Origin of the sequence: Blautia sp. 1033sp1_1033st1_G9_1033SCRN_220408, assembly GCF_040929965.1 — a bacterium.
GTDB lineage: Bacteria > Bacillota > Clostridia > Lachnospirales > Lachnospiraceae > Blautia_A > Blautia_A ammoniilytica.
Genome location: NZ_JBFKZO010000021.1, coordinates 1 through 24,572 on the forward strand (window position 1 = coordinate 1; position 24,572 = coordinate 24,572).

Here is a 24,572-nt window from a genome sequence, read left to right on the forward strand (position 1 = left end):
CAGAGGTGCGCAGGAGAAGTATGTCATGCAATTGCATGACGCGCACCTCGCAGCAAGAATGCCGAGGCATTCTTGAAAAAAGAAAAGCAGGGCTGTTTCCAGGGCTGAGGAAGCAGCTCTGTTTGCGTGTTGTGAAATGTGCATAAAAATAATGCTTCAAATAAGCGAAACTGACGAAATGATAAAAGGTATATTGACAAATCATAACACGGGTATTATGATTACACCATAAGTTACGTAAAGGTTTACGCAACGAAAAATAAGATGGTTAATACTATGAATGAAAAGAAGCTGTCCATCATTCGTGTAATCCTTTACTTAACAAATATGTGCAAAAATATTCAAAATATGTTCCAAATTATGAAAAAATATACAGGAAAGGAGCACGTTCACTTTATAATAACAGAGAAAAATGGTAATATGGAGACTTTACTAAGATTTCTATGAAGGCTGCATCAATATTATTTACCAGGAATTAAGTGTAATTAACGAGTTGTCTATTTTAGAAAACCTTTTCGTAGGCAAGCTTCCATCATCGGTGGAACAAGCTTTATGGATGATAAAGGTAAGATCCAGGGAGTTGTAATGGGTGCTCTGATCATTATTTCTGTTGCAATCGACCATTTCGTAGTAAGTAAGAAATAATCTGGATTCAGGTGTTTTCACACCCGGATCATGTTACAAATTCAAATAAAGTTACAGTTTTTGGCTTAAGGAGAGAAAAGAAATGAAACCAATGTTTAATCCTTCATTAATGTGTATGGATCTTCTTAATATCAAAGAGCAGATCCAGATTCTGAATAAACGTGCAGACTTTTATCATGTAGATATCATGGATGGACATTTTGTTAAAAATATTACTCTGTCCCCGGATTTTGTAAAAGCGATCCATCCCATCTGTGACATTCCGCTGGATTGTCATCTGATGGTAACTACACCGGATGATTTTATTGAACCTTTGGCAAAAGCAGGTGCAGGCTTTATCTGCCCTCATGCTGAGACTATCAATTCCGAAGCATTTCGTATCATCAACAAGATTCATGATAATGGATGCAAGGCTGGCGTTGTACTGAATCCTGCAACACCGGTATCTTATATTAAGCACTACATCCACAAGCTGGACAAGATCACAGTAATGAGCGTTGATCCTGGGTTTTCCGGACAGCCATTCATCCCGGAAATGTTAGACAAGATCCGGGAACTGAAACAGTTGAAGGAAGAAAATGGATATCATTATCTGATCGAGGTAGACGGATCCTGCAATAAGAGAACCTTCAAGCAGCTGACGGAAGCTGGAACGGAAGTGTTCGTTGTAGGTTCTACAGGATTGTTTGGACTGGATTCCAATCTGGAAACAGCCTGGGATAAGATGATTGCAGACTTCAATCAGGAAGTGAATGCCTGAGGACAGGAGAAATCTATGAAAAAAGTAATCGGAATTGACATCGGAGGAACCAACCTGCGGTTCGGAGTTGTGGATCACAATGGAAATTTGGAACATTTTGAAAAGAAATCCAGTGGTTCTCTGGTATCCGATAATGCAGTTGAAAATCTAAAAAACGAGATACTCAGATATATGGATACATATCAGCTGAATAAAGAAGAGTTGGCTATCACTATCGGAGTTCCGTCAGCAGTAAGCAAGGATAAGAGTTTTATCTATTCTTCTCCAAACCTGAAAGGTCTTGAGAACATGGATCTGGGACATCTTTTAAGAGATGCCCTTCAGATGCCGGTGTTTGTAGACAGGGATGTGAACTATCTTCTGATGAATGATATCAAGAATTTTGATATTGATCCTGATCGTGACAAAACCATTCTTGGTATGTATCTTGGCACTGGCTTTGGAAATGCCGTGTATATAAATGGCAGTCTTCATTGCGGAAAGCATGGGGTTGCAGGAGAGCTTGGTCATATTCCACTTAGAGGTGCCCATGGACAGTGTGGATGCGGCGGCAAAGAATGTAGTGAACTTCATTGTTCAGGCAAGCATCTGCAGGAAATAAGGGCGGAATATTTCCCGGATACAGTGATCGATGATATTTTCACAAAACACGGAGATGATCCGGTGATCCAGGAATACATAGATATTTTGTCTTATCCTATCAGTACAGAGATCACGATTCTGGATCCGGACTATGTATTAATGGCAGGCGGTGTGATGATCATGAAGGACTTCCCTATGGAAAGGCTTCTTGAGCAGATCAGAATACGTTGCAGACATCCTTATCCGGCAGAGGATATTCAGTTTATTTTCCCTGAGCATACTCAGACCAGCGGTGTGATCGGTGGAGCTCTGGCTTATTTTGCCAGTGTAAAATAACATGTGCAGATGATCTCAGATATGGAAAAGAAATATGGAGCCCAGTGGCATGAATAAGTATATTGGCGTAGAAATCGGCGGTACCAAGCAGCAGATCGGGGTTGGCTATGGGAACGGAAATATTATTGTCAGCAGGAATGTAAAGCTTCAGTATAAAAGAGGCGCAGAGGACATTCTTGACTGGCTGTCCGAAAATATCAGGGAGCTGCTTGATGAGTATCCGGATGTGTCCAGGATCGGCGTTGGATTTGGCGGACCGCTGGAGTCCTCAACCGGTCGTGTGCTTTGTTCACTTCAGGTTCCGGGATGGAAGGATTTTCAGCTGAAAAAGTGGTTTGAAGAAGAATTTCATCTTCCGGCAGTGATCGTGAATGATACCGTAGCCGGTGGGATTGCAGAGCTTTATTGCGGTGCCGGGATCGGTTCAAAATCCATGTTTTATACCAACATCGGAACTGGCATCGGCGGCGGCCTTTACATTGACGGGAAAAATTATGATGGGATCGGTTTTGGGGCAGGCTATCTGGGAAACAGCCTGATCCCGGACTGGCAGAGCAGTACACCAGGGGCAATGACCCGTTTGGAGCTGATCTGTTCCGGCAGAAGCATTGAGAACCGTCTGAATCAGCCAGGGTATGTGCCAGAAGGCACTTCCTTGTGCAAAAAAGGAGAGCGGATCACCTGTCAGGATCTTGGAGATGGGGTAAAGGCGGAAGATGCTTTCTGTATGGAAGAACTGGATCGGATCGCTTCCAGCTTTTCTATCGGATTGGCCAATGTCCTGGCTCTTGGAGGAATCCAGAAGATCCTTATTGGCGGAGGCGTAGCTAAAATGGGAGAGATTCTGTTTTCACGGATCCGCAGGTTTACAAAGGAATATGCATTTGTGGCAAATCAGGGAACTTATTTGATCCAACCCTGCAGACTGATGGATGAAGCGGTGATCGTAGGTGCTCTTCTTGCTGCTGATGGAAAGTGGAGATAAAAGAAAAAACCAGGTGAAGACCCTGAATAAGGATTTGCATCTGGTTTTTTTGCTTGTTTATTTATCTTCCTCAGGTAATTTCTTTTCCACAGGGAAGGTGATCACTACTTTAAAAAGATCTCCATCAAGATACAGGCGGAAGCTGCCTTTTTGCAGCTCCGTCAGAGTTTTGGCAATGGAAAGGCCAAGACCGCTGCCTTCTGTGCTTCTGGAAAGATCCCCGCGTATAAAGCGTTCTGTCAGCTGGTCAGCTGAGAAGTTAAGAGCTTGTGCTGAAATATTCTTGGCAGTAAAAACAACCTTAGTTCCTTGATTTTCCAGGGAAATATATACTCGGGTGCCTTCCATTGCATACTTATAGATATTTGTAAAAAGATTGGAAAGCACACGCCACATTTTCTGACCATCTGCCAGGATGGTGGGTTGTTTGGCAGAGAAAAGGGTAACAATGGTCAGCTGCCTGCGTTGGAACTGCTCCTGAAATTCTCCGCACACCTGCTGGGCAAGCTCTGTAAAATTCAAAGGCTGGATATTCAGGGAAACATTTCCGGTACTGATCTTGGAGGCTTCCACCACATCTTCTGTCAGTGTTTTCAGACGGTGGGCCTTTTCATCAAGGATATCCAGATAGCCGCAGATCTTTGGATCTGTAAAATTCTCCTGTTTCAGCAGGGAAATGTAATTGATAATGGAAGTAAGGGGTGTTTTGATGTCATGGGAAACATTGGTGATCAGCTCTGTTTTCAGCCGTTCATCCCGAAGACTTTTATCAACGGCAGCATCCAGTCCGCTGCCAATATTGTTGATATATTCTGCTGTCCGTTTCTGATTGCCTTTCAGACGGTCTGTGGGTATTTTATACTGCAGGTCTCCTTCCGTGATCTTTTTAAGCCCAAGGGTGATCTGATCCTGGCCGTCTGCTTTTTTGAGCACCCATACCAGTGCGGCAGCATCCATAACAAACAGGAGAAGCAGGAAAATCTGCGGGGTATTTACAGCAAGTATGGAAAAAATAAACTGGAAAAACAGGAAAACAGCCAGCCCCAGGGTCAGGGTTATTTTAAGGGCAGTGTTGGTAAAATACAGGGCAAAAAAATCTTTTAATTTATGGAAGAACAGCCGGATCAGAGAGAAAATCCTGCAGGTCAGACTGTTTTTCCAGAAGGTTTTGGTACGAATCCTGCGGATCATGCCAAGGACAAAGGAAAGCATCAGGACAAAGGTATATAACAAAAGGGATATAAGTACAAAAGCATGTGCCTTTCTTCCGCTTTGTGCATTTTCATAAAGAGTGATCAGGGCGGAATGGTTTATTACATAAGCAAAGGGCAAGAACCAGATTAGGAAAAGCACTACCCCGTAAATCTCAGTGAACCATCTGTCAATAAATGTAAGGTGGATATTACCGTCTTTTGAAGTTCTGCCTGCATTGAAGCAAAGCCACAGGGAACCAATCAGTGTAAGGATCAAACCGGCAGCAAAACCGGCCAGGGCAGGCCGTGCCCATTTCTGGTAGATCTGATAAGTATCCGCATGGGCAGAAAAAATATCTGCTGCAGGATAGTCTGTATCCATTGCCATTGCAAAAGTATAATCTGAAAGATTAAGGTAACTTTCTATATTCTGCAGCCAGGCAGAGGCAGACAGGATGCCATGGCCTGTATTACTGATGGCAGTTCCTGCAGTTTTAAAGGAGCGGTCAGAGCCTGCAAGAACATATACTGGTGTCTGCTTTATCTTTGACAGAAGAGATGCTGCCGAGGAGTAGGAGATTTCCTGATTAGAAAAAGCCTTTTTATTCTCATTGTCTACTAAAAGCCAGGTAAGGTTGGAATTCGTTCCATATTCCTGGAGCACATTCTGGCTGTCCATATAGGCGGATACTAAAGATAATGTTTTTTCCAGAGCATTCAGCGCATCCAGGACACGGTCATTCCAATTTGGATCATGATTCAGGATATCCAGAAGACTGGTACCTCCTTCCGGAGAAAAGTCCTCCACCAAAGGGGTTTGCGTACAGCTGGAAACACTTACATATTTCAATGTGGTTTTGTCGCTGCCATAAATTCCGGTAAGGGCATTGACAGAAACCTCTTTTTCTAAATAATCGTACTCCAGTTCACTCATGATCATGTCATATGCTTCTTTCTCTGTCCACACATCATCATGAAGAAACTGCTGGTTATACCGGAAGTTAAGAGTGCCGTTTTTTATCTGATCCTGAAAATCAGAGAACGGGAAATATTCTTTTGTGCCGTCTTCTTTTTCACAGATCACAATTGTGTGGCCCGGATCAGAATCATAAGACCAGCTATCACTGACCCATTTCTTCAGATCAGAGAAGGAATAGGCAAGGCCGGAAGTGTTTTTGCCGGAAAGAGGCTGGTCATTCAAAACTTCATCCAGGTCGATCATGCAGGAATCATCTGTAACAGAAGAAAAACGGGAAGTATTTGAGTAAGCAGCGGCGATCTTTCCAGCAGCGGTATTAAGATCGTCTGCAAACATGCTGGACTTTGGATAGGTATCAGCCATCTGTATAGGGGACTGGTCTTTGCTTAGCATGTAAGAAAGAAAGAGTCCGCATACAAGGGATACACACAGGAAACCACAGGTCAGGATCCAGACCAGACCTTTCATTGGACGGCTTCTGTAAAATTTGTGATTCATAAGAACTCCTTTCAGAAAAAGTATCAGATTTTTTCTACTTTGTAGCCAAGCCCCCATACAACCTTCAGATAACGGGGCTCTTTTGGATTGATCTCTATTTTCTCACGGATATGGCGGATGTGTACAGCTACGGTATTATCAGCTGCTATGGCCTGTTCGTTCCATATATTTTCGTAGATCTGGTTAATGGAATATACCCGTCCCTGGTGCTTGATCAATAACAGCAGGATGTTGTATTCAATAGGTGTAAGCCGCACCGGTTCTCCGTCCACTGTAACTTCTTTACGGTCATCATCTACCATCAGGCCGCCGGTCTCGTAGATATGGCCGCTTTTTTCCTGGGAAACAGAGCCAAGCTTCATATACCGGCGCAGCTGGGAGCGGACCCGTGCCACCAGCTCCAGTGGATTAAAGGGCTTTGTTACATAATCATCTGCCCCTACATTTAGCCCCAGGATCTTATCTGCATCTTCGGATTTGGCAGACAGGATAATAATGGGAAGGGGATTTTCTTCCCGGATCTTTAGTGTGGCACGGATCCCGTCCAGCCTGGGCATCATCACATCAATGATCAAAAGGTCTACCTCCTGGGTGCGGAGAACCTGCATAGCCTGAACTCCGTCATAGGCTTTCAGCACCTGGTGGCCTTCCTGCTGCAGATAAATGTGGATCGCTTCAACAATGTCTTTGTCATCATCACATACTAATATATTAGCCAATTTCTTTTACCTCCAATGGTCAGATCGTAACAATTCCTTTTTAAGATAGGCGAAAGGAAAGTCTTAAGAATTTATGAAATTTAAACAGTTTATTGCATTTGTATCAGGGTAGCATATTATCAGTGGCATGGCAAACACTGATTTTGGTTGCAATGGGGGAGGGAGTTGGATATAATATGAAAACTATGAAGGCATTCTTGAATTTTGGCGGGAAGGAAGAAGTATTTATGAGAAGTATCAGCGAATGGAAAAGGACCTATAATACAGAAGATTTCAAGGCTAACTATACATATGCAGGACAGGATCTGGGATGTACCTGCACAGAGGGGAAAACTTCTTTTGTGCTGTGGAGTCCTTTGGCAGAGGAAGTATGTCTTTACCTGTACAAAGACGGAGAATCAGGAGAAGCATATGGATCTTTTCCAATGGAAAAGGGCGAAAAAGGAACCTGGAGATGGGAGACAGAAGAGAATCTGAACGGAGTATATTATGATTTCAGGCTTTCTATGGACGGAGAACAGGTATGTCTTGGAGATCCTTATGCCAGAGCCTGCGGTGTGAACGGCAAAAGAAGTATGGCGGTATTGCTGGAAAGCACAGACCCAAAAGGCTGGAAGGAAGATAAGGCTCCTGCAAAAGCAGAGGAAAATATTATTTATGAGATTCATGTAAAGGAGTTTTCCTGGGACAGATCTGGTGGATTCCCTGAAAAAGACCGTGGGAAATATACAGCATTTACAAAAGAACATACCACTTTAAATCATGACGGGATCCATCCCACAGGAATGGATTATATGAAGCAGTTGGGTGTAACTTATGTGCAGCTGATGCCGGTATATGATTATGGATCTGTGGATGAGAAGGATGATCATGGCTTTAACTGGGGGTACGATCCGGTGAATTATAATGTTCCGGAAGGTTCTTACTCTACAGATCCCTGCCATGGGGAAGTGCGTATCCGTGAATTTAAAGAGATGATACAGGCTTTGCACAAAAATGGTTTTCGTGTGATCATGGATGTGGTGTATAATCATATGTATTCTCTGGATACAAATCTGAATAAAGCAGTTCCCTGGTATTATTACCGTTCTTTTGAAAATGGAGAGATCTCCAATGGCTCTGCCTGTGGCAATGATATAGCAAGTGAGCGGCCAATGTGTGGGGATTATATCCTTCAGTCCGTGCTTTACTGGGCAGAAGAATACCATATTGACGGCTTTCGGTTTGACCTGATGGGGCTTCTGGACACAGACCTTATGAACAGGATCCGAAAGGAATTGGATGTACGTTACGGAAAAGGGGAAAAACTGGTTTACGGTGAGCCATGGGCTGCAGACAAAACAGCTATGGAAGGCAGCAGTATTCAGGCATTAAAGTCTAATATTGGCCTTCTGGATGAAAATGTGGGTATGTTTTGCGACGATACCAGAGATGCCATCAAGGGTCATGTGTTTGAGGCAAAAGTGCCTGGCTTTGTAAACGGAAAGGGCGGATTAGAGGAGAAGATCCTTGACAGCGTAAAGGCCTGGTGCATTCCAGGCAGCCAGATCAAATCACCTGCACAGATCATAAGCTATATTTCTGCACATGACAATCTTACTTTGTGGGATAAGCTTCTGGCAACAATGAAAGGTGCTTCCAGAGAGAAACTTCTCAGAGTGAATAAACTGGCAGCAGCTGTTTATATGACCTGTCAGGGTAATCTGTTCCTGTTATCCGGGGAGGAATTTGCAAGGACCAAGGACGGGGAGGAGAACAGCTTTAATCTGCCCATAGAACTGAACCGTCTGGACTGGCAGAGGGCTTATGAAAATGAAGAATTGGTAAGTTTTTATCAGGGGCTGATCCGGCTTCGCAAACAGATGCCCGGATTGTGTGACAAGACAGCACAGGCTTTTGGAAGGATCCGGGATCTGTGGGCACAGTCACAGGCAGTAGGGTTTACTGTGGACAATCAGGATCCAGGAAACGCCTCTGCCTGGACACAGCTGTACATTGCGTATAACGCATCTGACAAGGTGATTGAGAGACCCCTTCCGGAAGGTGACTGGGAGATCCTTGTAAAAGATGGCAGGATCTGTGACAAGACATTCTGCAAAGGCATAGTTACTGTGGAGCCTGTAAGTGCAGTGATTCTAGGTCGAGGTTGCTTTTGCTGGCGATTTATGGCATAATAAGTCAATACAAAAAGACAAAGTAGTGGAACTGCAGAAGCATACAAGTTTGGAACAGGCAGGAAAGAATAATGGCGGGTTTTACAAAAGAGATTATCATTCAGACACTTTTGGAGCTGCTTAATGAGAAGCCGCTGGCGAAAATAACAGTAAAAGATATTGTAGAACGCTGTGGAGTCAACAGAAATACGTTTTATTACCATTTTCGGGATATTCCGGATGTGATGTACTTCGCATTGAAGCGTGAAGCAGACAGAGTGATGAGCAGCCAGATGGAGATCGGAAGCTTTATGGAAGGGCTTGTGCTTCTGGCTGAACGTCTGGGAGAGAATAAAAAAGCAATCCTTCATATCTATCGGTCAGCAGATAAGGAAGTCATTGCAAAACACCTTCGTGAGCTGGCAGAGTACATTATTACCCAGTATGCAGGGAAGGACAGTGATCTTGCACAGATCCCAGAAAAAGACAAGAAGCTTCTCATACATTACGAAAAATGTGTGATCGTAGGGATGCTTCTGGACTGGATGGATCAGGGGATGAAATATGACCTGGTTGAGTATGCACGAAGATTGAATGCTATTTTAAAAGAACATGGAATGTGGTAAATGTCATCACTTTCTATATTATAGCCCAGGACTTTTAACAGCCCGGTATCATTTGTTAAATCGTATAACAACTAGAGCGGATTATGTTTATTTTTAGACATAATCCGTTTTTTGTCTGTTTTGATCTTCTTTTTTTTGAGGTATACTAAATCTAATGAAAGGATGATATCGCCTGACGGTGTTATCACCATATAAGAAAGGAGGAGCAGGAAATGGATTCTCTGAAAATGCTGAAGATAGCCAGAAATGGTTACATAGCAATTTCCCTGATCTTCTGTGCCATGGGATTGTTTCTTGTGTGCAAACCAGGATGTTCTGCGGTTATTTTCTGTACCATCATAGGCCTTTTGTTTATTGCTGATGGGATCATCAAGATGATCGGCTATTTTTCAAAAGATTTTTACTGTCTGGCATTTCAGTTTGATTTTGCATTTGGCTTACTGATGGCAGCAGTGGGGATCGTGATCCTGGTAAGGCGTGAAAGTATTATGCATCTGATTTTTGCAGTGCTTGGGCTTATGGTGCTTATGGATGCCCTGGTACGGATACAGATGTCCATTGATGCCAGACGATTTGGGTTAAGTCTCTGGTGGAGGATCCTGCTGGCAGCTATACTGGTTGGGATTTTCGGGATGATCCTGCTGATCGATCCTTACGAAGGGGCGAAGATGACCATGGTCCTTACAGGAATCAGCTTCTTGTTGGAAGGTGCATTAAACCTGGGTGTAGCCATATACACTGTGAAAGTGATCGAAGGCAAATGGGACAGGTATGATCAGTAAAATAATTTATACAATATAGAAAGATGTATCTATAAGGAGGAAATTATGAAGATTACAGACAAGGTAAAACAGGCGGCTATCAGCGCCGCAGTAAAGCAGGGCTTAAGCTATCTGGAGAAAGATCCTGAAACCAATATTCCAAAGCTGATGGATCTGGTTGACAAGTACTCACCAGATGACTGGTATGCAGGCCAGAGAAATGCCATCCGTAATGCGATTAAAGATAAAGACAGCAACTGGTATCAGCTGATCATGCGTATTTATGATCTTGATCCTGAGGTTAGAAAAGTATTTTTCCAGAATTTTATTATCAATGCCAGCCTGAAAGGAAGTGCAAGACAGGATGAGGTGGCAGCAGAGAACAACTGTAATGTACCCTGGGCGATCCTTCTGGATCCTACCAGTGCCTGCAATCTGCACTGCACTGGATGCTGGGCAGCTGAGTATGGACATAAACTGAATCTGAGCCTTGAGACTATTGATTCTATTGTAAGACAGGGTAAAGAGCTTGGTACTTATATGTACATTTATACAGGCGGTGAGCCTACCGTGCGTAAGAAAGATCTGATCAAGATTTGTGAAATGCATCCGGATTGTGAGTTCCTTTCTTTCTCCAATGGTACATTATTTGACGAGGAATTCTGTGATGAGATCCTGAGAGTAAAGAACTTTGTTCCTGCATTCAGTCTGGAAGGCTCTGAGGAAGCCAATGATGGGCGTCGTGGAGAGGGTATCTATCAGAAGGTTATGCATGCAATGAAGCTTTTGAAAGAAAGACATCTTCCCTTTGGTGTATCCACCTGTTATACAGGAGCAAACGTAGACAGTGTAAGCAGTGAAGAATATTTTGATCATCTGATCGATTGCGGTGCTCTGTTTGCATGGTTCTTCCATTATATGCCGGTAGGAAACGATGCGTCACCGGAACTGCTTCTTACACCGGATCAGCGTGAGAAAATGTATCACAGCATCCGTAAATTCAGAGGTACAAAGTCTATCTTCACACTGGATTTCCAGAATGATGCAGAGTATGTAGGCGGATGTATTGCAGGAGGAAGACAGTATCTGCATATTAATGCAAATGGCGATGTGGAACCATGTGTATTTATTCATTATTCAAACTGCAACATCAAAGATACATCCCTGCTGGATGCACTGAAGAGCCCGATCTTCCAGGCTTATCATGACAATCAGCCATTTAATGAAAATATGCTCAGACCATGTCCGATGCTTGAGAATCCGCAGATCCTTCGCCGTCTTGTAAAAGAGACAGGAGCCAAGTCCACAGACCTGCAGTCTCCGGAGACAGCAGATCATCTGTGTGGTAAGTGTGATCAGTATGCAGCATGCTGGAAAGAAAGAGCAGACCAGATGTGGGCAAAGACTCTGGAAGAAAAGAAAGCAAAAGCAGCAGAATGATTTTTTTGCAGTAGCAAGCTGATAGAAACATAAAATAAAAGCGGTGCACTGTCATTGATCCTTGAAAGGATCTGACAGATGCACCGTTTTTTGATATCGGAATTTTCATCATGATTACACGGATTGTTCCGTGCTTTGCACTTCTACAAGCCTTCCCGTTATTCGTATATCGTGGGATTCTATTTTGTAAAGTAAAGGAAATCAGCACAGGGACGCTGGTAATCGCTGATCAGGCTGTTCATAACATTTCCATTGTAATACAAAGTGGCTGAGCCGCCTCCGTCCAGATTGTAGGCATAGGTGCAGCCATAAGACAGAAAGATATTAACCATATCCCAGTGATTCAGCCCTGTATAGGAACCGGTATTTGTAACAAGAAGCACGTAGTTACAAGGAGAGATCATCCCAATGGCAGTTCTTGGATAATATTTGGCTGTTTCGGACCAGGCTGGCTGTACTTTGCCATCTTTGATCAGCACAGGGCCAAAGTTGTAGGTATCCTTTACCCCATCTGCCAGCAGGTCTTTTCCCATCAGTCCCTGGGCAGGGGTATAAATGGTTCCGTCTTTTTTTACTGCCATTACACTGTAACTGGTCATGTAATCTCCGTAGATCTTACCGTTTTTGATGCACATGCCCAGTGGGGAAGGCTTCCCTGTCTGGTAGCTGAAAGCACTGCCGTTCACACCAATGATCCCGCCGTTAGACGATACAGCACTGGATGTGGTCTGGCGTGTGCCTCCGTAAGTACCATAGGATAATGCAGAACGCAGCTGGGAAGGACTGGAAATATGTATTTTGGCAGCCCAGTAAGAAACCCCATGCATGGATTTTTTGCGAAGATCGATCTTCAGGGTGCTGCTTGTGTAGGTATAATGGGAGGAACTTAAGGTCTTGGCCGGCTGCGGCTCCCTGGTAGCAATCCTTTGACCGATGTTGTTAACATAAGCATCATCAATCCATTGATTCCTGGCCATAACGCCAGAGGTTTTATCAAAATAGTAATAGAAATTGCCTATTTTCTGCCAGCCCTTTGCCATGGTGGAGTCTGCCAGGAAGTAATAGCGTCTGCCTTTGGAAGTAAGCCATTTCTTTGCAATGGCAACCCCATTTTTGTCAAAACAGTAACGCTTGCCTTTGCTGGTAGCCCAGCGGTTGCGGAACATGATCCCTGTACTGGGAGAACAGTAATATCGCCGGCCTCCTTTTTTGAGCCAGCCGGAAGCACGGCGTCCGTTGGTATAGCTGTAATAGTAATTGCCCTTGTACTTGATACGGCCATACATCAGCCGTCCCTTCGTATTGTAGAAATAATAATGCTTGCCAAGCTTTACCCAGCCTCTTCTGGTGGAGGAGGTGGTTTTTACCTGGGTTTTGGAAGCTTTCACATAGGAAGCTGCCTGTGCGGAGGCAGTGCCTGTAAAGCCAAGAAAGAAAACAGACAGGCAGATCAGGAACCATTTTCCAAATCGCTGTGCCTGTACAGGTCTTGATACATCATTCATCATAATCATCCTCTTTAATGCATGGAAAAGCAGGAGAAGTCCTGCTTTTCTCAATAATCTGTCTTATGGTAAAAACGTCCGTTGATATAGTCTGTCTTGATCAGATTTACAAAGGCAGAAGGATCTGTTTCGTGTACCTTTTTCACAAGAAGCTTTGCCTCATCTCTGGATACTACGGAATAGAGCAGGCTGGTCCCCTCAGCGGTATAGCAGCCATTCCCCTCAAAACGGGTGGCAGAATGGTGGGTCAGCTGGGAAATCTCGTGGTAAACCAGATCAGGATGTCTGGTAACGATGAATAGCGTATGCTTCTTGTAACGCTGATGAAGCATCTGTATAGTCTGGGTGGAGGTGAACTGGAAAATAATGGAGTACAGTGCACGGTCCCAGCCAAACAGGATACCTGCGGCCACAAGGATGCAGGCATTGGCACAGAAAACATAATTCCAGATATCTTTGCCGCTTTTTTCGGAAAAATAAATGGCAAAGAAATCGGTGCCGCCGCTGCTGGTATTGCCGATCAGACAAAGGCTGATGGAAAAGCCGTTGATCAGCCCTCCGAAAATGCTGATCAGCAGAGAATCATAGGTGATAGGCTGTGCAGGGATCAGGTCTGTAAGCACACTGGAAAGAAGGATCACACAACAGGAGCTGATGGTGAACTTCTTGCCGATAAAGCGGAAGCCTACGTAAACAGGAATGCTGTTCAGCAGGATATTGATCACAGTGTAAGGAATCTGAAACCCTAAAAACTGGGCAAAAATGTTCTGGATCAAAAGGGTAAGACCGCTGACGCCTCCCGGATAAAGACCGCCTGCTCTTACAAAGGTTTTGATATTAATGGCAAAAACAGTAGCTGCAAGTACAGCACAGCCATAGCGCTTACATTCATGCTTGATATTCAATTGTTCCATAACACTCTCTCCTTGTTACAGATGTTATTAGATGTTATTAATGGGAATCTGCCTCCCACCGTCCGGATGCTCCGCAGGGAAGGATCAGACCGTTATTTCTGACAGGAAGTCCGATCTCCTGGGAATCTACATGGCCATTGAACCTGCCAAGCTCTGTAGACAGCATATAAGTAAGTACAGCCGGTGCCAGCCCGGTAGTGTAGGAATTAACAAGGAAGAAAAGGGGCTGATCAGAAAGAAGGGAAGCACACAGCTTGATCAGGGGATGGATCGCTTCCTCGATCTTCCATACTTCTCCTTTGGGACCACGGCCATAAGAGGGAGGATCCATGATAATGGCATCGTAATGATTGCCTCTTCGGATCTCACGCTCTACAAACTTTACACAGTCATCTACAAGCCAGCGGATGGGGGCGTCTCCAAGACCTGAGGCCACAGCATTTTCTTTGGCCCAGGTAACCATACCCTTGGATGCGTCTACGTGGGTCACACTAGCTCCTGCAGCAGCTGCTGCAAGGGTAGCACCTCCTGTGTAGGCGAAAAGATTCAGCACCTTGATGGGACGACCTGCATTACGGATCTTGTCCCCAAACCAGTCCCAGTTGGCAGCCTGTTCCGGGAAAAGGCCGGTGTGCTTGAAGCTGAATGGCTTCAGATGGAAGGTCAGCTCCTTATAATGAATGTCCCATTGCTGCGGCAGATCAAAAAATTCCCATTCTCCACCGCCTCTGGAGCTTCTGTGATAGTGTGCATTAGGCCTTTTCCAGCCTTTGTCTGTGCGTGGGGTGTCCCAGATCACCTGAGGATCCGGACGAATCAGAAGGTAGTCCCCCCATTTTTCCAGCTTTTCCCCACGGGAAGTGTCTATTACCTGATATTCTTTCCAGTTATCTGCAATCCACATGAAATAAAACCTCGTTCTTTTTGAATTTCCTTTGATGGCAGGTGTGCCTTATAAGAACAGTATAGTGGAAAAGGGAAGGTTGTGCAAGGCAAAAAGAGGGATACAGGTGATCCTTATGGTTGGAATATACGAAAAAAGTGCATACTCCATATAAATATTGTATGGGGAAAAGGCTTGACAACCAATAATTTAGCATACTAAAATGTAACAGATATACAGGGAGTGGTAAAATCCCTTGAAATACAGGCAAGAGGAGGAAATTATGAAGAAATATACCGAAATGAACAAGGAAGAACTGCAGGCACTGAAAAAAGAGCTGGACGCTCAGTTTGCAGAGGTAAAGGCACAGGGACTTGCCCTTGATATGTCCAGAGGAAAGCCAAGTGCTGCACAGCTTGATCTTTCTATGGAAATGATGGATGTTCTTGGCAGCGGTGATGACCTGAAATGCGAGACAGGGGTTGACTGCAGGAATTACGGGGTGATCGACGGTATTCCGGAAGCCAAAAGACTTCTTGGAGAAATGTCTGAGGTGGATCCGGATCACATCATTATCTACGGTAACTCAAGCCTGAATGTTATGTTTGACAGTATTGCACGTTCTATGACACACGGTGTTATGGGGAATACACCATGGTGCAAGCTGGATGAAGTAAAATTCCTCTGTCCTGTTCCAGGATATGACCGTCATTTTAAGATCACAGAGTTTTTCGGAATCCAGATGATCAATGTTCCTATGACACCACAGGGACCGGATATGGATATGGTAGAGGAGCTGGTAAGCAAGGATGCATCAATTAAAGGTATCTGGTGTGTACCTAAATACTCTAACCCACAGGGATATACCTATTCAAAGGAGACAGTTGAGCGTTTCGCCAGACTGAAACCGGCAGCACCGGATTTCCGTATTTACTGGGATAATGCATACAGCATCCACCATCTGTATGATGACAATCAGGATTTCCTGGTAGAGATCCTGGCTGAATGTGCAAAAGCAGGCAATCCAGATCTGGTATACAAGTTTACATCCACATCCAAGGTAAGCTTCCCTGGATCAGGTATTGCAGCAGTAGCAGCTTCTAAGGCTAACCTGGATGATTTCCGCACTTATATGCAGATACAGACCATTGGTCATGACAAGCTGAACCAGCTGCGTCATGTAAAATTCCTTAAGGATCTGGACGGACTTCGTGCACACATGAGAAAGCATGCAGCCCTGCTTCGTCCTAAGTTTGAACTGGTACTGGATACTCTGGAAAAAGAACTGGGAGGTCTTGGTATTGGTCAGTGGACCAGCCCCCACGGCGGTTACTTTATTTCCTTTGATTCACTGGATGGCTGTGCAAAGGCAATCGTAGCAAAAGCAAAAGAAGCAGGCGTTGTGCTTACCGGAGCCGGTGCAACCTATCCATATGGAAAGGATCCGAAAGATTCCAATATCCGTATTGCACCGTCCTTCCCTACACTAGAAGATCTGGAAAAAGCAGCACAGGTATTTGTTTTATGTGTAAAACTCGCAAGTGTGGAAAAACTATTAGCAATGTAAGAACAGCGGGCCTGTAAAGCCACAGACCCATGTGACTGGATCGGAGGCAGTTTATGGCAGAAGAAAACAGGAAAATGGGAGCAGGAAAGAAGATAGTGATAGTTTTGATCGTGATTCTCCTCCTGTGTACTGTAGGAGCATATGCTTATGGAGTATATTATTTCAGCAGCCATTTTCTGCCTGGATCCACAGTAAATGGATTTAATTGTTCTTATATGACAGCAGGGGAGGCAGAGAGCCTTCTTGGAGAAAGAGTGCATGCATATGCACTGGCAATCGGTACGAAGAATAATGGACAGGAAGGGATCACAGCAGAGGACGTGGGACTTTCCTATCAGTCTTCTGGAAGTGTACAGAAGCTGATCAAAGATCAGAACCGTTATAAATGGTTCCTGGCTTTTGGACAGGATCAGGTGTATGATGTAGCTGAAGACATTTCCTATGACGAAGGGAAGATGACAAAGGCCATAGACGGTCTGAAGTGCATGGATCCGGACAAAGTGGTCCAGCCTGTGGATGCCCAGATCAGGGATACTGGGGAGAAGTTTGAGATTGTGCCTGAGGTGGCAGGGAATGCCCTGGATCCTTTGAAGGTAAAGCAGGTGATCGCCAATGCAATGGTAACAGGACAGAACCAGGTGAATCTGGAGGATGAAGCCTGTTATCTGAAGCCGGCAGTATATAGCACAGATGAGCAGCTGATCCGTAATTGTGAGCAGATGAATCAACTGTCAGATGTGATCATTACCTATGATTTTGCAGACAGGACAGAAACAGTAGACAGAAGCGTGATTGCTGATTGGTTTAATATAGATCAGAACGGAGATGTGTATCTTGACGAAACACTGGTAGCAAAATATGTGGATGCGTTAGGATACAAATATGATACATTTGGAAAGACACGTACTTTCCTCACATATGATAACAGGGAAATTACAATAGAAGGCGGAGATTATGGATGGGCCATTGACCAGCAGGCGGAGACTAAGGCATTGATCGCAGCAGTAGAAAGCGGGGAAACCCAGGTGCGGCAGCCGGTTTATGCTTACTCCGGATGGAGCCGTGCAGCCAATGATATCGGCTACACTTATGTGGAGATCGACCTGACTAATCAAAGACTTGTATTTTATAAAGACGGGAAACCGATCATAGATACTCCTGTAGTAACAGGAAATCCAAATATAGATGGCTGTGCTACACCTACCGGATGCTTTGCACTGGCAAACAAAAAGTCTCCTTCTGTACTCACAGGAGAGGATTATGCAGCAGAGGTCACTTACTGGATGCCTTTCTCTGGAAATGTAGGGATCCACGATGCTGTATGGAGAACTGAATTTGGCGGTAATCTTTATCAGCTGGAAGGGTCTCATGGATGTGTAAATTTACCTTATGACCAGGCAGCAGCTCTTTACAGCAATGTGGAGATCGGCATGCCGGTAGTGGTATATCAATAGAAGAAAATGAATATAAGAAATTGGATATACGGAATTAGGTTATAAGAAATTAAATATAAGGAAATGAATATAAGGAGATGAATCTTATTATGAAGATCGTTGTTTTGGCAGGCGGAACCAGTACAGAACGGGATATTTCCATTATGTCAGGTACAGGCATCTGCAAAGCACTGAGACAGAAAGGACACCAGGCAGTTCTGGTGGATATTTTTTGTGGTACAGAGAATGTGGACTGGGCAGATCCTTTCCCTGAGGAATACGATGTTGACCAGGCTGTAGAATATATGAAGAGCTTTAATCCTCAGATTGAAACCATGAAAGCCGAAAGACGCAGTTTCTTTGGACCAAATGTACTGGAATTGTGTCAGGCAGCTGATATTGCATTTCTGGGACTTCACGGGGCTAACGGGGAGGATGGTAAAGTACAGGCGGCTTTTGATCTGATGGGGATCAAATATACAGGTACCGGTTATCTGAGCAGCGCCATTGCCATGGACAAATGTATGACAAAGGAATTTTTCCTGGCAAATCATGTGCCCACTCCTAAGGGGGCTACCCTGACAGGAGAAAATGGCTTTGATACAGATCTGTCAGTTCTTGGACTGGAGTTCCCTGTGGTTGTTAAGACCAGCTGCGGTGGTTCCAGTGTAGGCGTTTACATTGTAAATGACCAGAAAGAGTATGAAGAAGCTTTAAAAGAAGTAAGTATTTACGGAAACGAAGCAGTTGTAGAGGAGTACATAAAGGGGCGGGAGTTTTCTGTATCCGTAGTAGACGGAAAGGCGTATCCAATTATTGAGATCGCACCGATCCAGGGCTTTTATGATTACAAGAATAAATATCAGGCTGGATCTACCGTAGAAACCTGTCCGGCACATATTTCGCAGGAGTTGACAGACAAGATGCAGGATCTGGCTGTAAAGGCGGCAAAGGCTTTGAAGCTGGAAGCTTACAGCAGACTGGATTTTCTTATGAAGGAAAACGGGGATATGTACTGTTTGGAGGCAAATACACTTCCGGGGATGACTCCTACCAGCCTGATCCCTCAGGAAGCCAAGGTTCTGGGCATGGATTATCCACAGCTTTGTGAGGAACTGATCCGTTGCTCCATGAAGAAATACAGGTAAAGTTTATGAAGAATCTTACATTAGCAAATATTGCAAAGGCCTGTGGAGGTGTTTATCATGGGCCTGAAAATAAAAAAGACATACAGGTTTCCTCTATTACCACAGACAGCAGGCAGATACAGCCGGAAGGTCTGTTTGTACCCATAGCAGGTGAGCGGGTGGATGGACATACGTTTATCCCACAGGTTATGGAAAAGGGTGCCCTTGCCACATTATCAGAAAGACCACTGGAAGGAGCACAGCATCCTTACATCCAGGTGCAGTCTTCTCTTCAGGCAGTGAAGGATATTGCAGAATTTTATCTTAAGCAGCTGGGGATACCGGTAGTGGGAATCACCGGCAGTGTAGGCAAGACAAGTACCAAGGAAATGATCGCTTCTGTTCTGAAGGAAAAATATAAAACCCTGAAAACCCAGGGGAACTTTAATAATGAACTGGGACTTCCCCTTACTGTATTCCGGTTGCGGGAAGACGATCAGATCGCAGTTCTTGAAATGGGGATCAGCGATTTTGGGGAAATGACCCGTCTTGCAAAGATCGCCAGACCGGATACCTGCGTGATCACCAATATTGGTACCTGTCATCTGGAGTTTCTGGGGGATCGGGACGGAGTATTAAAGGCAAAAACAGAGATTTTCCAGTATGTGAACCCGGATGGGCATATTGTGCTGAACGGGGACGATGACAAGCTGTGTACAGTGAAGGAATATCATGGCATAAAACCGGTATTTTTTGGCATGGATCAGGGACTGCCTGTTTATGCAGATGAAGTGAAAAGCCTGGGACTGAAAGGGATGTCCTGCAGGATCCATATGGGAGAAGAAAGCTTTCCGGTAAAGATCCCTATGCCTGGACAGCACATGATCTATAATGCACTGGCAGCAGCTGCTGTAGGCAGGATTTATGGACTGACCATCCCTCAGATCTGTCAGGGCATTGAAAGCTATGAATCGATCAGCGGCAGATTCCATATGATCGACACAGAGAAATATCTGATCGTAGACGACTGTTATAATGCCAATCCTATGTCTATGAAAGCATCACTGGATGTATTAAAGGATGCCGATGGCAGGAAGGTGGCAATCCTTGGCGATATGGGTGAACTGGGCGAGGATGAGATCGCCCTTCATGAAGGTGTGGGAAGCCATGCGGCAAAGTGCGGGATCGACCTTCTGATCTGTTGCGGCAGCCTTTCCGGATATATGGCACAGAAGGCAAAGCAGGACAATCCTTCTCTGGATGTGATCTATGAGCCGGATCGTGAGGCTTTGCTCAGTAAGCTTGGAAGCTATGTAAAAGAAGGAGACACCATCCTTGTAAAGGCTTCTCATTTTATGCATTTTGAAGAATTGGTAAATAAACTGCAGAAAGTCTGAGACTTAGTGATATAGCCTCCGGCAGGATTGCAGATGCGAAATTTGTCAGGCAGGTATAGAATTTGACGAACGATTTATGTACCGCAGGCTCCTGTTTCGGGGTATAATCTTCTTTAGCAAGAAGATATAAGGAGGAGCTTATGGTAAAAAAAATCATGGATCTGTACCTGCTGCTTTATTGTATGGCTGGACTTGGAGTCCTGGGCGCTGCAGGTATGCTTGCCACAAATCTTTCTTACAGAAGAATAATCAGAAAAACAGGCCGCTTATCAAATCTTAAAGAGAAGTGGCTTAATTTATGGAAAACAAGAGACAGGCTGCTACATCGGATGAATCGATTTGTATGGTATTGTTCCCTGTTATCAACAGCAGTCCTGGGATTGGCTTTTTATCTGACAACTGCTTATGACCTGGAAAAAGGCATGCCATTGATCTATTTGTATATCGGAGCTGCAGTACCTGTGGTGCTGATGCTTTTAAGGTGGGGACTGGACTTTTCTTACAAGGAAAGCCTGGTCATGGGCACATTATCCGACTATATTGAGCAGATGCGTACTTGGGTGGAGGAGATCCCAACGAAGGAGAAAGCAGATCCTATCCTGAAGGAGCAGGTAGTGGACAAGATCACAGCCAGCATCCGCCAGACTGCTGCATCCGGCAGTCATTTCAGCAAGATGCTTACTCCGGAGGAGGAAGAAATCATGCGTGAGATCATACGGGAATTTATGGACTGAATCGTTACATTTAGGATACATAGGATGTGCACTTACGTCCGCCTTTATAAGCAGCGGGTAACAAATGAGTCTCAGTGAAGAGAGGAGATACGACATGAAGATCGTAATATTGGAAGCAGACAGTCTGGGAGAAGATATGGTATTTACTCCTTTTGAAGAGTTTGGGGAAGTGGTGATCTATCCTTCTTGCACCAGTGAGCAGGCGCCTGAGCGTGTGCAGGATGCAGATGTAGTGATCGCCAATAAAGTACCTATCTGTGAAGCAACCATTGGACAGGCAAAGAATCTGAAACTGGTATGCCTTACTGCTACAGGGATCAATAACCTGGATGGGGATTATCTTAAAGCAAAAGGGATCGCTGCCTACAATGTGGCTGGGTATTCTACGAACGGAGTGGCACAGCATACCTTTGCACTGCTTTTCTATATTTTGGAAAAGCTGTCCTATTATGATCAGTATGTTAAATCCGGAGAATATGCAAGAGGAAGCTGTTTTTCCCATTTCGGAAAAAGCTTCTGTGAACTGCAGGATAAAACCTGGGGGATCATTGGGCTAGGCGCTATTGGCAGAAGAGTGGCGCAGCTGGCAGAAGCCTTTGGCTGCAAGGTGCTGTGCTATTCAGCATCAGGACATAAGTATGACAGCAGATATGAGCAGACAGATTTTGATACTCTGCTGGCAAAGTCGGACTTTATTTCTGTCCATGCACCGTTAAATGCATATACTGAAAATCTGTTTACGCTGGATGCTTTTAAAAAGATGAAGAATACAGCCATCTTTATTAATGTGGCAAGAGGAGCCCTGGTAAATGAGCAGGATCTGTACACAGCATTGACCACAGATGAGATCGCAGGTGCTGCGCTGGATGTACTTTGCAGGGAACCTATGGATCCGGAGAATCCGCTACTGAAGATACAGGACAGCACCAGGCTTCTGATCACACCTCATATTGCCTGGGCTGCAAAAGAAACACGTTTCCGGGTAGTAGAGGAGGTAGTCCAAAATATACGCCGTTTCCAAAGGGGAGATACTGTAAACCGGGTTTATTGAAGCGGCGGCAGATCCTGCCATAGCGGGATCATCACATCAATATAAAATTCAGTACCAATATGGGAGAACCGGGCGAAGCCATGGTATTTTTCAGCGATAGTCTCGATGGAAGACAGACCGATCCCGCTTCCTCCCTGTTTATACACGGGCAGATACTGCCCGTTTCTTTTGTTTATTTTTCCGTCAAAGTTGTTGGTGGAAACAATATAGAGATTCTTTTCCTTTTCTACAGATACGGACAGATCATGGTATTTAGGACTGTCTGTCACAGTATTACATCCTTTGATCACATTTTCCAGAAGATTTCCCACTAAAGTGCAAAGATCCACATCTCCCACAGGGATTTTGTAAGGAAGCTGGATTTTCCAGTGTGTCTTGATCTGTTGATTCTGTGCTGCCTGCTGATAGTAATTCAGCAGGGAGTTTAAGGCATAATTCTGGCAGAAATCACTGGTTTCCTTTACAGGCAGGGTTTTCATATATTCATCCAGATAAGAACTAAGAGAAGCGTAATCCTGTTCATTTAAAAGACCCTGGAGAGTGACTACAGTCTGACGGAAATTATGGCGCAGCACAGCTGTCTGCTCTATGTATCGCTGCTGTCTCTGATACAGGGATTCCTGCATACTCATAAGCCGCAGCTTCCGGGAATTCTCTGCATTTGTCAGAATTGTCTGCGCTACAAAATAGAAAACAAAATAAATGAAACAAAGCATAAAGATCATACAAACCAGTATCTGCCAGAATACAGTAAATACACGATACGAATAAAGTACCTGGTAGTTATGAGGAATGATGAAAATATTCAGAATAAAAAATGTACAGGAAACAAGGGACATGGCGTACCAGGGGGCATCTGCCTTCAGAGAATGGATCAGCCTGCTTCCGAAATGGGCAACCGGCCACCCAAGAAGCAGAACCAGAAGAATACTGCATCCGAATTGAAAAAGACAGGCTTCCAGACTGAAACTGCCTGCAGGTGCATCAGGATGGAGCAGGGCGTCAAAGCCTCTGGCAAAATTGCTGCAAAAGGCCATCAGTGCTATGCACAAGCAGAACATATTCAGGTTCTGGCTGAAACGGGTAGTAAGAAGGCGGTTGTAACCGATGAAAAATATGATGATCATAATCCCCACTGTGATATTGTCATCCAAATGAAAGAAAAATCCCAAACAGACTCCAGCAGGCACCAGTAGGATGAAAAGAAGTGAAAATGCAAGGATCACGGACCGGGATGACCATTTCATATATTGCTTGGTGGGAAGAAAGCAGAAAATGGCTGCAGGGATAATGGCAAGGTAGGTGCAAACGTCAGAGAAAAAATACTGTAAAGTCATGAATGAAGTCTCCTTTCTGCCATCTTGTGACGGATGGAGGCAAACGTATAATCCTCCCATTGCTGACGGATCCTGGAAAGTCTGCGTGTAGATACAGGAAGCTTCTGGCCGTTGGAAAGGATACACAGATTGCTGTCAAAACCGGAAATGTAGTCCATATTCACAAGGATTCCCCGGTTAATCTGCCTGAAACGGCTTTCATTCTCAAGATCAGCAGTCAGCTTTGAAAAGCTGATCAGCGGATCATAACGGCCGCCTTTATTGTCTGTAACAACGGTACGGTGGTCATCAGAAAGGATGCTGATGATCTCACTATGGGGAATCCGGACCGTCTGGCGGTTATGAGTGAATTCCAGATACTGGATATCTGTCTGCATCAGACGCAGGGCATCCTGAAGGACACGGGAAATATCCTTCTGCGTGACAGGCTTTTGGAGATAGTCAAAAGCATGACAGTGGAAGGCTTGAGGCAGATGGTCACTGCTTCTTGTCAGAAAAACGATCAGGCAGCTTTCATCCTGTCTGCGGATCTGCTGGGCAGCTTCAATGCCTGGCAGTCCGTCCATATAGATATCCATAAAAAGTATGGAATATTTATGTGGGGTAAAATCTGCAAGCAGTTCCTCACTGCTGGAGTAGCAGGTGATGGAAAAATCTATATTGCTGGAATCAGCAAATTGCTGGATCAGCTTCCTGGTATGGGTAAGTACCTGGGGCATGTCATCAATTAATGCTATGTTCATGATCTGTCACCTCTTATGTTTATGGTAAAGTATAACATGAATTCGGGAGAATGAACAGCATTTTCATAATTTGAAAAGCTAATGAAAAGCTGATTAAAAGCATATCAAAAGCATATCAAAGCTTGAAAAAGCTTATGAAAAACAGGAAAATGTGTTGTTTGTATTTATACTGCATGATATAATTTTTCGTGAAAGAATGTACAG

20 protein-coding genes are annotated in these 24,572 nt (G+C 44.4%); 13 read left to right on the plus strand and 7 right to left on the minus strand.

The window, feature by feature from the left end:
- The first annotated feature begins 727 nt into the window (after positions 1-727).
- Genes alsE through AB5916_RS13675 form a run of 3 tightly spaced genes read left to right on the plus strand, consistent with a single transcriptional unit; the run spans position 728 to position 3,308 of the window.
- Positions 728-1,405 carry a D-allulose 6-phosphate 3-epimerase gene (gene alsE, locus AB5916_RS13665; RefSeq protein WP_173727145.1) on the plus strand — a complete coding sequence of 226 codons (678 nt, stop codon included), beginning with the start codon at positions 728-730 and terminating at the stop codon, positions 1,403-1,405.
- 15 nt (positions 1,406-1,420) lie between these two features.
- Positions 1,421-2,323: an allose kinase gene (alsK, locus tag AB5916_RS13670; RefSeq protein ID WP_158421206.1), complete on the plus strand. Its 903-nt coding sequence runs from the start codon at positions 1,421-1,423 to the stop codon at positions 2,321-2,323.
- A gap of 49 nt (positions 2,324-2,372) precedes the next feature.
- Complete coding sequence (locus AB5916_RS13675) at positions 2,373-3,308, plus strand: ROK family protein (RefSeq protein WP_368191477.1); 936 nt, start codon at positions 2,373-2,375, stop codon at positions 3,306-3,308.
- A 57-nt stretch (positions 3,309-3,365) separates the two neighbouring features.
- On the opposite strand, the gene AB5916_RS13680 is transcribed toward AB5916_RS13675, so the two are convergent.
- Positions 3,366-5,978, minus strand: a complete 2,613-nt coding sequence (locus tag AB5916_RS13680; protein ID WP_368191478.1) for a histidine kinase dimerization/phospho-acceptor domain-containing protein — start codon at positions 5,976-5,978, stop codon at positions 3,366-3,368.
- 23 nt (positions 5,979-6,001) lie between these two features.
- On the minus strand, positions 6,002-6,697 hold the full coding sequence (locus AB5916_RS13685) for a response regulator transcription factor (protein WP_368191479.1): 696 nt from the start codon (positions 6,695-6,697) through the stop codon (positions 6,002-6,004).
- A gap of 227 nt (positions 6,698-6,924) precedes the next feature.
- Here AB5916_RS13685 and pulA point away from each other — a divergent pair, with 227 nt between their 5' ends.
- The 4 genes from pulA (at position 6,925) to AB5916_RS13705 (ending at position 11,677) form a co-directional block, all read left to right on the plus strand.
- Positions 6,925-8,871 (plus strand): type I pullulanase, encoded by a 1,947-nt coding sequence (gene pulA / locus AB5916_RS13690; RefSeq protein ID WP_368191513.1) that lies wholly within the window; start codon positions 6,925-6,927, stop codon positions 8,869-8,871.
- 71 nt (positions 8,872-8,942) lie between these two features.
- Positions 8,943-9,476 (plus strand): TetR/AcrR family transcriptional regulator C-terminal domain-containing protein, encoded by a 534-nt coding sequence (locus AB5916_RS13695; RefSeq protein ID WP_368191480.1) that lies wholly within the window; start codon positions 8,943-8,945, stop codon positions 9,474-9,476.
- 212 nt (positions 9,477-9,688) lie between these two features.
- Complete coding sequence (locus tag AB5916_RS13700; protein WP_368191481.1) at positions 9,689-10,258, plus strand: HdeD family acid-resistance protein; 570 nt, start codon at positions 9,689-9,691, stop codon at positions 10,256-10,258.
- Between the two features lie 45 nt (positions 10,259-10,303).
- Positions 10,304-11,677, plus strand: a complete 1,374-nt coding sequence (locus AB5916_RS13705; RefSeq protein WP_173727134.1) for a radical SAM protein — start codon at positions 10,304-10,306, stop codon at positions 11,675-11,677.
- A gap of 179 nt (positions 11,678-11,856) precedes the next feature.
- Here AB5916_RS13705 and AB5916_RS13710 read toward each other — a convergent pair whose 3' ends face one another.
- Genes AB5916_RS13710 through AB5916_RS13720 form a run of 3 tightly spaced genes read right to left on the minus strand, consistent with a single transcriptional unit; the run spans position 11,857 to position 15,000 of the window.
- Positions 11,857-13,185 (minus strand): phosphodiester glycosidase family protein, encoded by a 1,329-nt coding sequence (locus AB5916_RS13710; RefSeq protein WP_368191482.1) that lies wholly within the window; start codon positions 13,183-13,185, stop codon positions 11,857-11,859.
- A gap of 47 nt (positions 13,186-13,232) precedes the next feature.
- Positions 13,233-14,096 (minus strand): YitT family protein, encoded by an 864-nt coding sequence (locus AB5916_RS13715; protein WP_368191483.1) that lies wholly within the window; start codon positions 14,094-14,096, stop codon positions 13,233-13,235.
- Positions 14,097-14,133: 37 nt separating this feature from the next.
- Positions 14,134-15,000, minus strand: a complete 867-nt coding sequence (locus AB5916_RS13720; RefSeq protein ID WP_368191484.1) for a class I SAM-dependent methyltransferase — start codon at positions 14,998-15,000, stop codon at positions 14,134-14,136.
- Between the two features lie 262 nt (positions 15,001-15,262).
- Here AB5916_RS13720 and AB5916_RS13725 point away from each other — a divergent pair, with 262 nt between their 5' ends.
- The 6 genes from AB5916_RS13725 (at position 15,263) to AB5916_RS13750 (ending at position 22,288) form a co-directional block, all read left to right on the plus strand.
- Positions 15,263-16,546, plus strand: coding sequence for an aminotransferase (locus tag AB5916_RS13725; protein WP_368191485.1), 1,284 nt, complete (start codon positions 15,263-15,265; stop codon positions 16,544-16,546).
- Positions 16,547-16,599: 53 nt separating this feature from the next.
- Positions 16,600-18,000: a peptidoglycan binding domain-containing protein gene (locus AB5916_RS13730; protein ID WP_368191486.1), complete on the plus strand. Its 1,401-nt coding sequence runs from the start codon at positions 16,600-16,602 to the stop codon at positions 17,998-18,000.
- An 89-nt stretch (positions 18,001-18,089) separates the two neighbouring features.
- On the plus strand, positions 18,090-19,127 hold the full coding sequence (locus AB5916_RS13735; protein ID WP_158421210.1) for a D-alanine--D-alanine ligase: 1,038 nt from the start codon (positions 18,090-18,092) through the stop codon (positions 19,125-19,127).
- Between the two features lie 5 nt (positions 19,128-19,132).
- Positions 19,133-20,503: a UDP-N-acetylmuramoyl-tripeptide--D-alanyl-D-alanine ligase gene (gene murF / locus AB5916_RS13740; RefSeq protein WP_368191487.1), complete on the plus strand. Its 1,371-nt coding sequence runs from the start codon at positions 19,133-19,135 to the stop codon at positions 20,501-20,503.
- Positions 20,504-20,643: 140 nt separating this feature from the next.
- Positions 20,644-21,237, plus strand: coding sequence for a hypothetical protein (locus AB5916_RS13745; RefSeq protein WP_158421186.1), 594 nt, complete (start codon positions 20,644-20,646; stop codon positions 21,235-21,237).
- 94 nt (positions 21,238-21,331) lie between these two features.
- Positions 21,332-22,288, plus strand: a complete 957-nt coding sequence (locus tag AB5916_RS13750; RefSeq protein WP_158421185.1) for a D-2-hydroxyacid dehydrogenase — start codon at positions 21,332-21,334, stop codon at positions 22,286-22,288.
- Here AB5916_RS13750 and AB5916_RS13755 read toward each other — a convergent pair.
- Positions 22,282-23,625 (minus strand): ATP-binding protein, encoded by a 1,344-nt coding sequence (locus AB5916_RS13755; RefSeq protein WP_368191488.1) that lies wholly within the window; start codon positions 23,623-23,625, stop codon positions 22,282-22,284. The two genes, AB5916_RS13750 and AB5916_RS13755, sit on opposite strands and share 7 nt — an antisense overlap.
- Complete coding sequence (locus AB5916_RS13760; protein WP_368191489.1) at positions 23,622-24,368, minus strand: LytR/AlgR family response regulator transcription factor; 747 nt, start codon at positions 24,366-24,368, stop codon at positions 23,622-23,624. The genes AB5916_RS13755 and AB5916_RS13760 overlap by 4 nt, the downstream gene beginning before the upstream one ends.
- Positions 24,369-24,572 lie beyond the last annotated feature (204 nt).

Excerpts from the sequence above, each read along its gene's own strand:
- AB5916_RS13735 (WP_158421210.1), top strand. The coding sequence starts at position 18,090 with ATGAAGATCGTTGTTTTGGCAGGCGGAACCAGTACAGAACGGGATATT.
- AB5916_RS13750 (WP_158421185.1), top strand. The coding sequence starts at position 21,332 with ATGAAGATCGTAATATTGGAAGCAGACAGTCTGGGAGAAGATATGGTA.
- pulA (WP_368191513.1), top strand. The coding sequence starts at position 6,925 with ATGAGAAGTATCAGCGAATGGAAAAGGACCTATAATACAGAAGATTTC.
- AB5916_RS13720 (WP_368191484.1), bottom strand. The coding sequence starts at position 15,000 with ATGTGGATTGCAGATAACTGGAAAGAATATCAGGTAATAGACACTTCC.
- AB5916_RS13710 (WP_368191482.1), bottom strand. The coding sequence starts at position 13,185 with ATGATGAATGATGTATCAAGACCTGTACAGGCACAGCGATTTGGAAAA.
- AB5916_RS13730 (WP_368191486.1), top strand. The coding sequence starts at position 16,600 with ATGGCAGAAGAAAACAGGAAAATGGGAGCAGGAAAGAAGATAGTGATA.
- AB5916_RS13745 (WP_158421186.1), top strand. The coding sequence starts at position 20,644 with ATGGTAAAAAAAATCATGGATCTGTACCTGCTGCTTTATTGTATGGCT.
- AB5916_RS13755 (WP_368191488.1), bottom strand. The coding sequence starts at position 23,625 with ATGACTTTACAGTATTTTTTCTCTGACGTTTGCACCTACCTTGCCATT.
- AB5916_RS13760 (WP_368191489.1), bottom strand. The coding sequence starts at position 24,368 with ATGAACATAGCATTAATTGATGACATGCCCCAGGTACTTACCCATACC.
- AB5916_RS13715 (WP_368191483.1), bottom strand. The coding sequence starts at position 14,096 with ATGGAACAATTGAATATCAAGCATGAATGTAAGCGCTATGGCTGTGCT.
- AB5916_RS13695 (WP_368191480.1), top strand. The coding sequence starts at position 8,943 with ATGGCGGGTTTTACAAAAGAGATTATCATTCAGACACTTTTGGAGCTG.
- alsK (WP_158421206.1), top strand. The coding sequence starts at position 1,421 with ATGAAAAAAGTAATCGGAATTGACATCGGAGGAACCAACCTGCGGTTC.
- AB5916_RS13680 (WP_368191478.1), bottom strand. The coding sequence starts at position 5,978 with ATGAATCACAAATTTTACAGAAGCCGTCCAATGAAAGGTCTGGTCTGG.
- AB5916_RS13700 (WP_368191481.1), top strand. The coding sequence starts at position 9,689 with ATGGATTCTCTGAAAATGCTGAAGATAGCCAGAAATGGTTACATAGCA.
- AB5916_RS13675 (WP_368191477.1), top strand. The coding sequence starts at position 2,373 with ATGAATAAGTATATTGGCGTAGAAATCGGCGGTACCAAGCAGCAGATC.
- alsE (WP_173727145.1), top strand. The coding sequence starts at position 728 with ATGAAACCAATGTTTAATCCTTCATTAATGTGTATGGATCTTCTTAAT.
- murF (WP_368191487.1), top strand. The coding sequence starts at position 19,133 with ATGAAGAATCTTACATTAGCAAATATTGCAAAGGCCTGTGGAGGTGTT.
- AB5916_RS13705 (WP_173727134.1), top strand. The coding sequence starts at position 10,304 with ATGAAGATTACAGACAAGGTAAAACAGGCGGCTATCAGCGCCGCAGTA.
- AB5916_RS13725 (WP_368191485.1), top strand. The coding sequence starts at position 15,263 with ATGAAGAAATATACCGAAATGAACAAGGAAGAACTGCAGGCACTGAAA.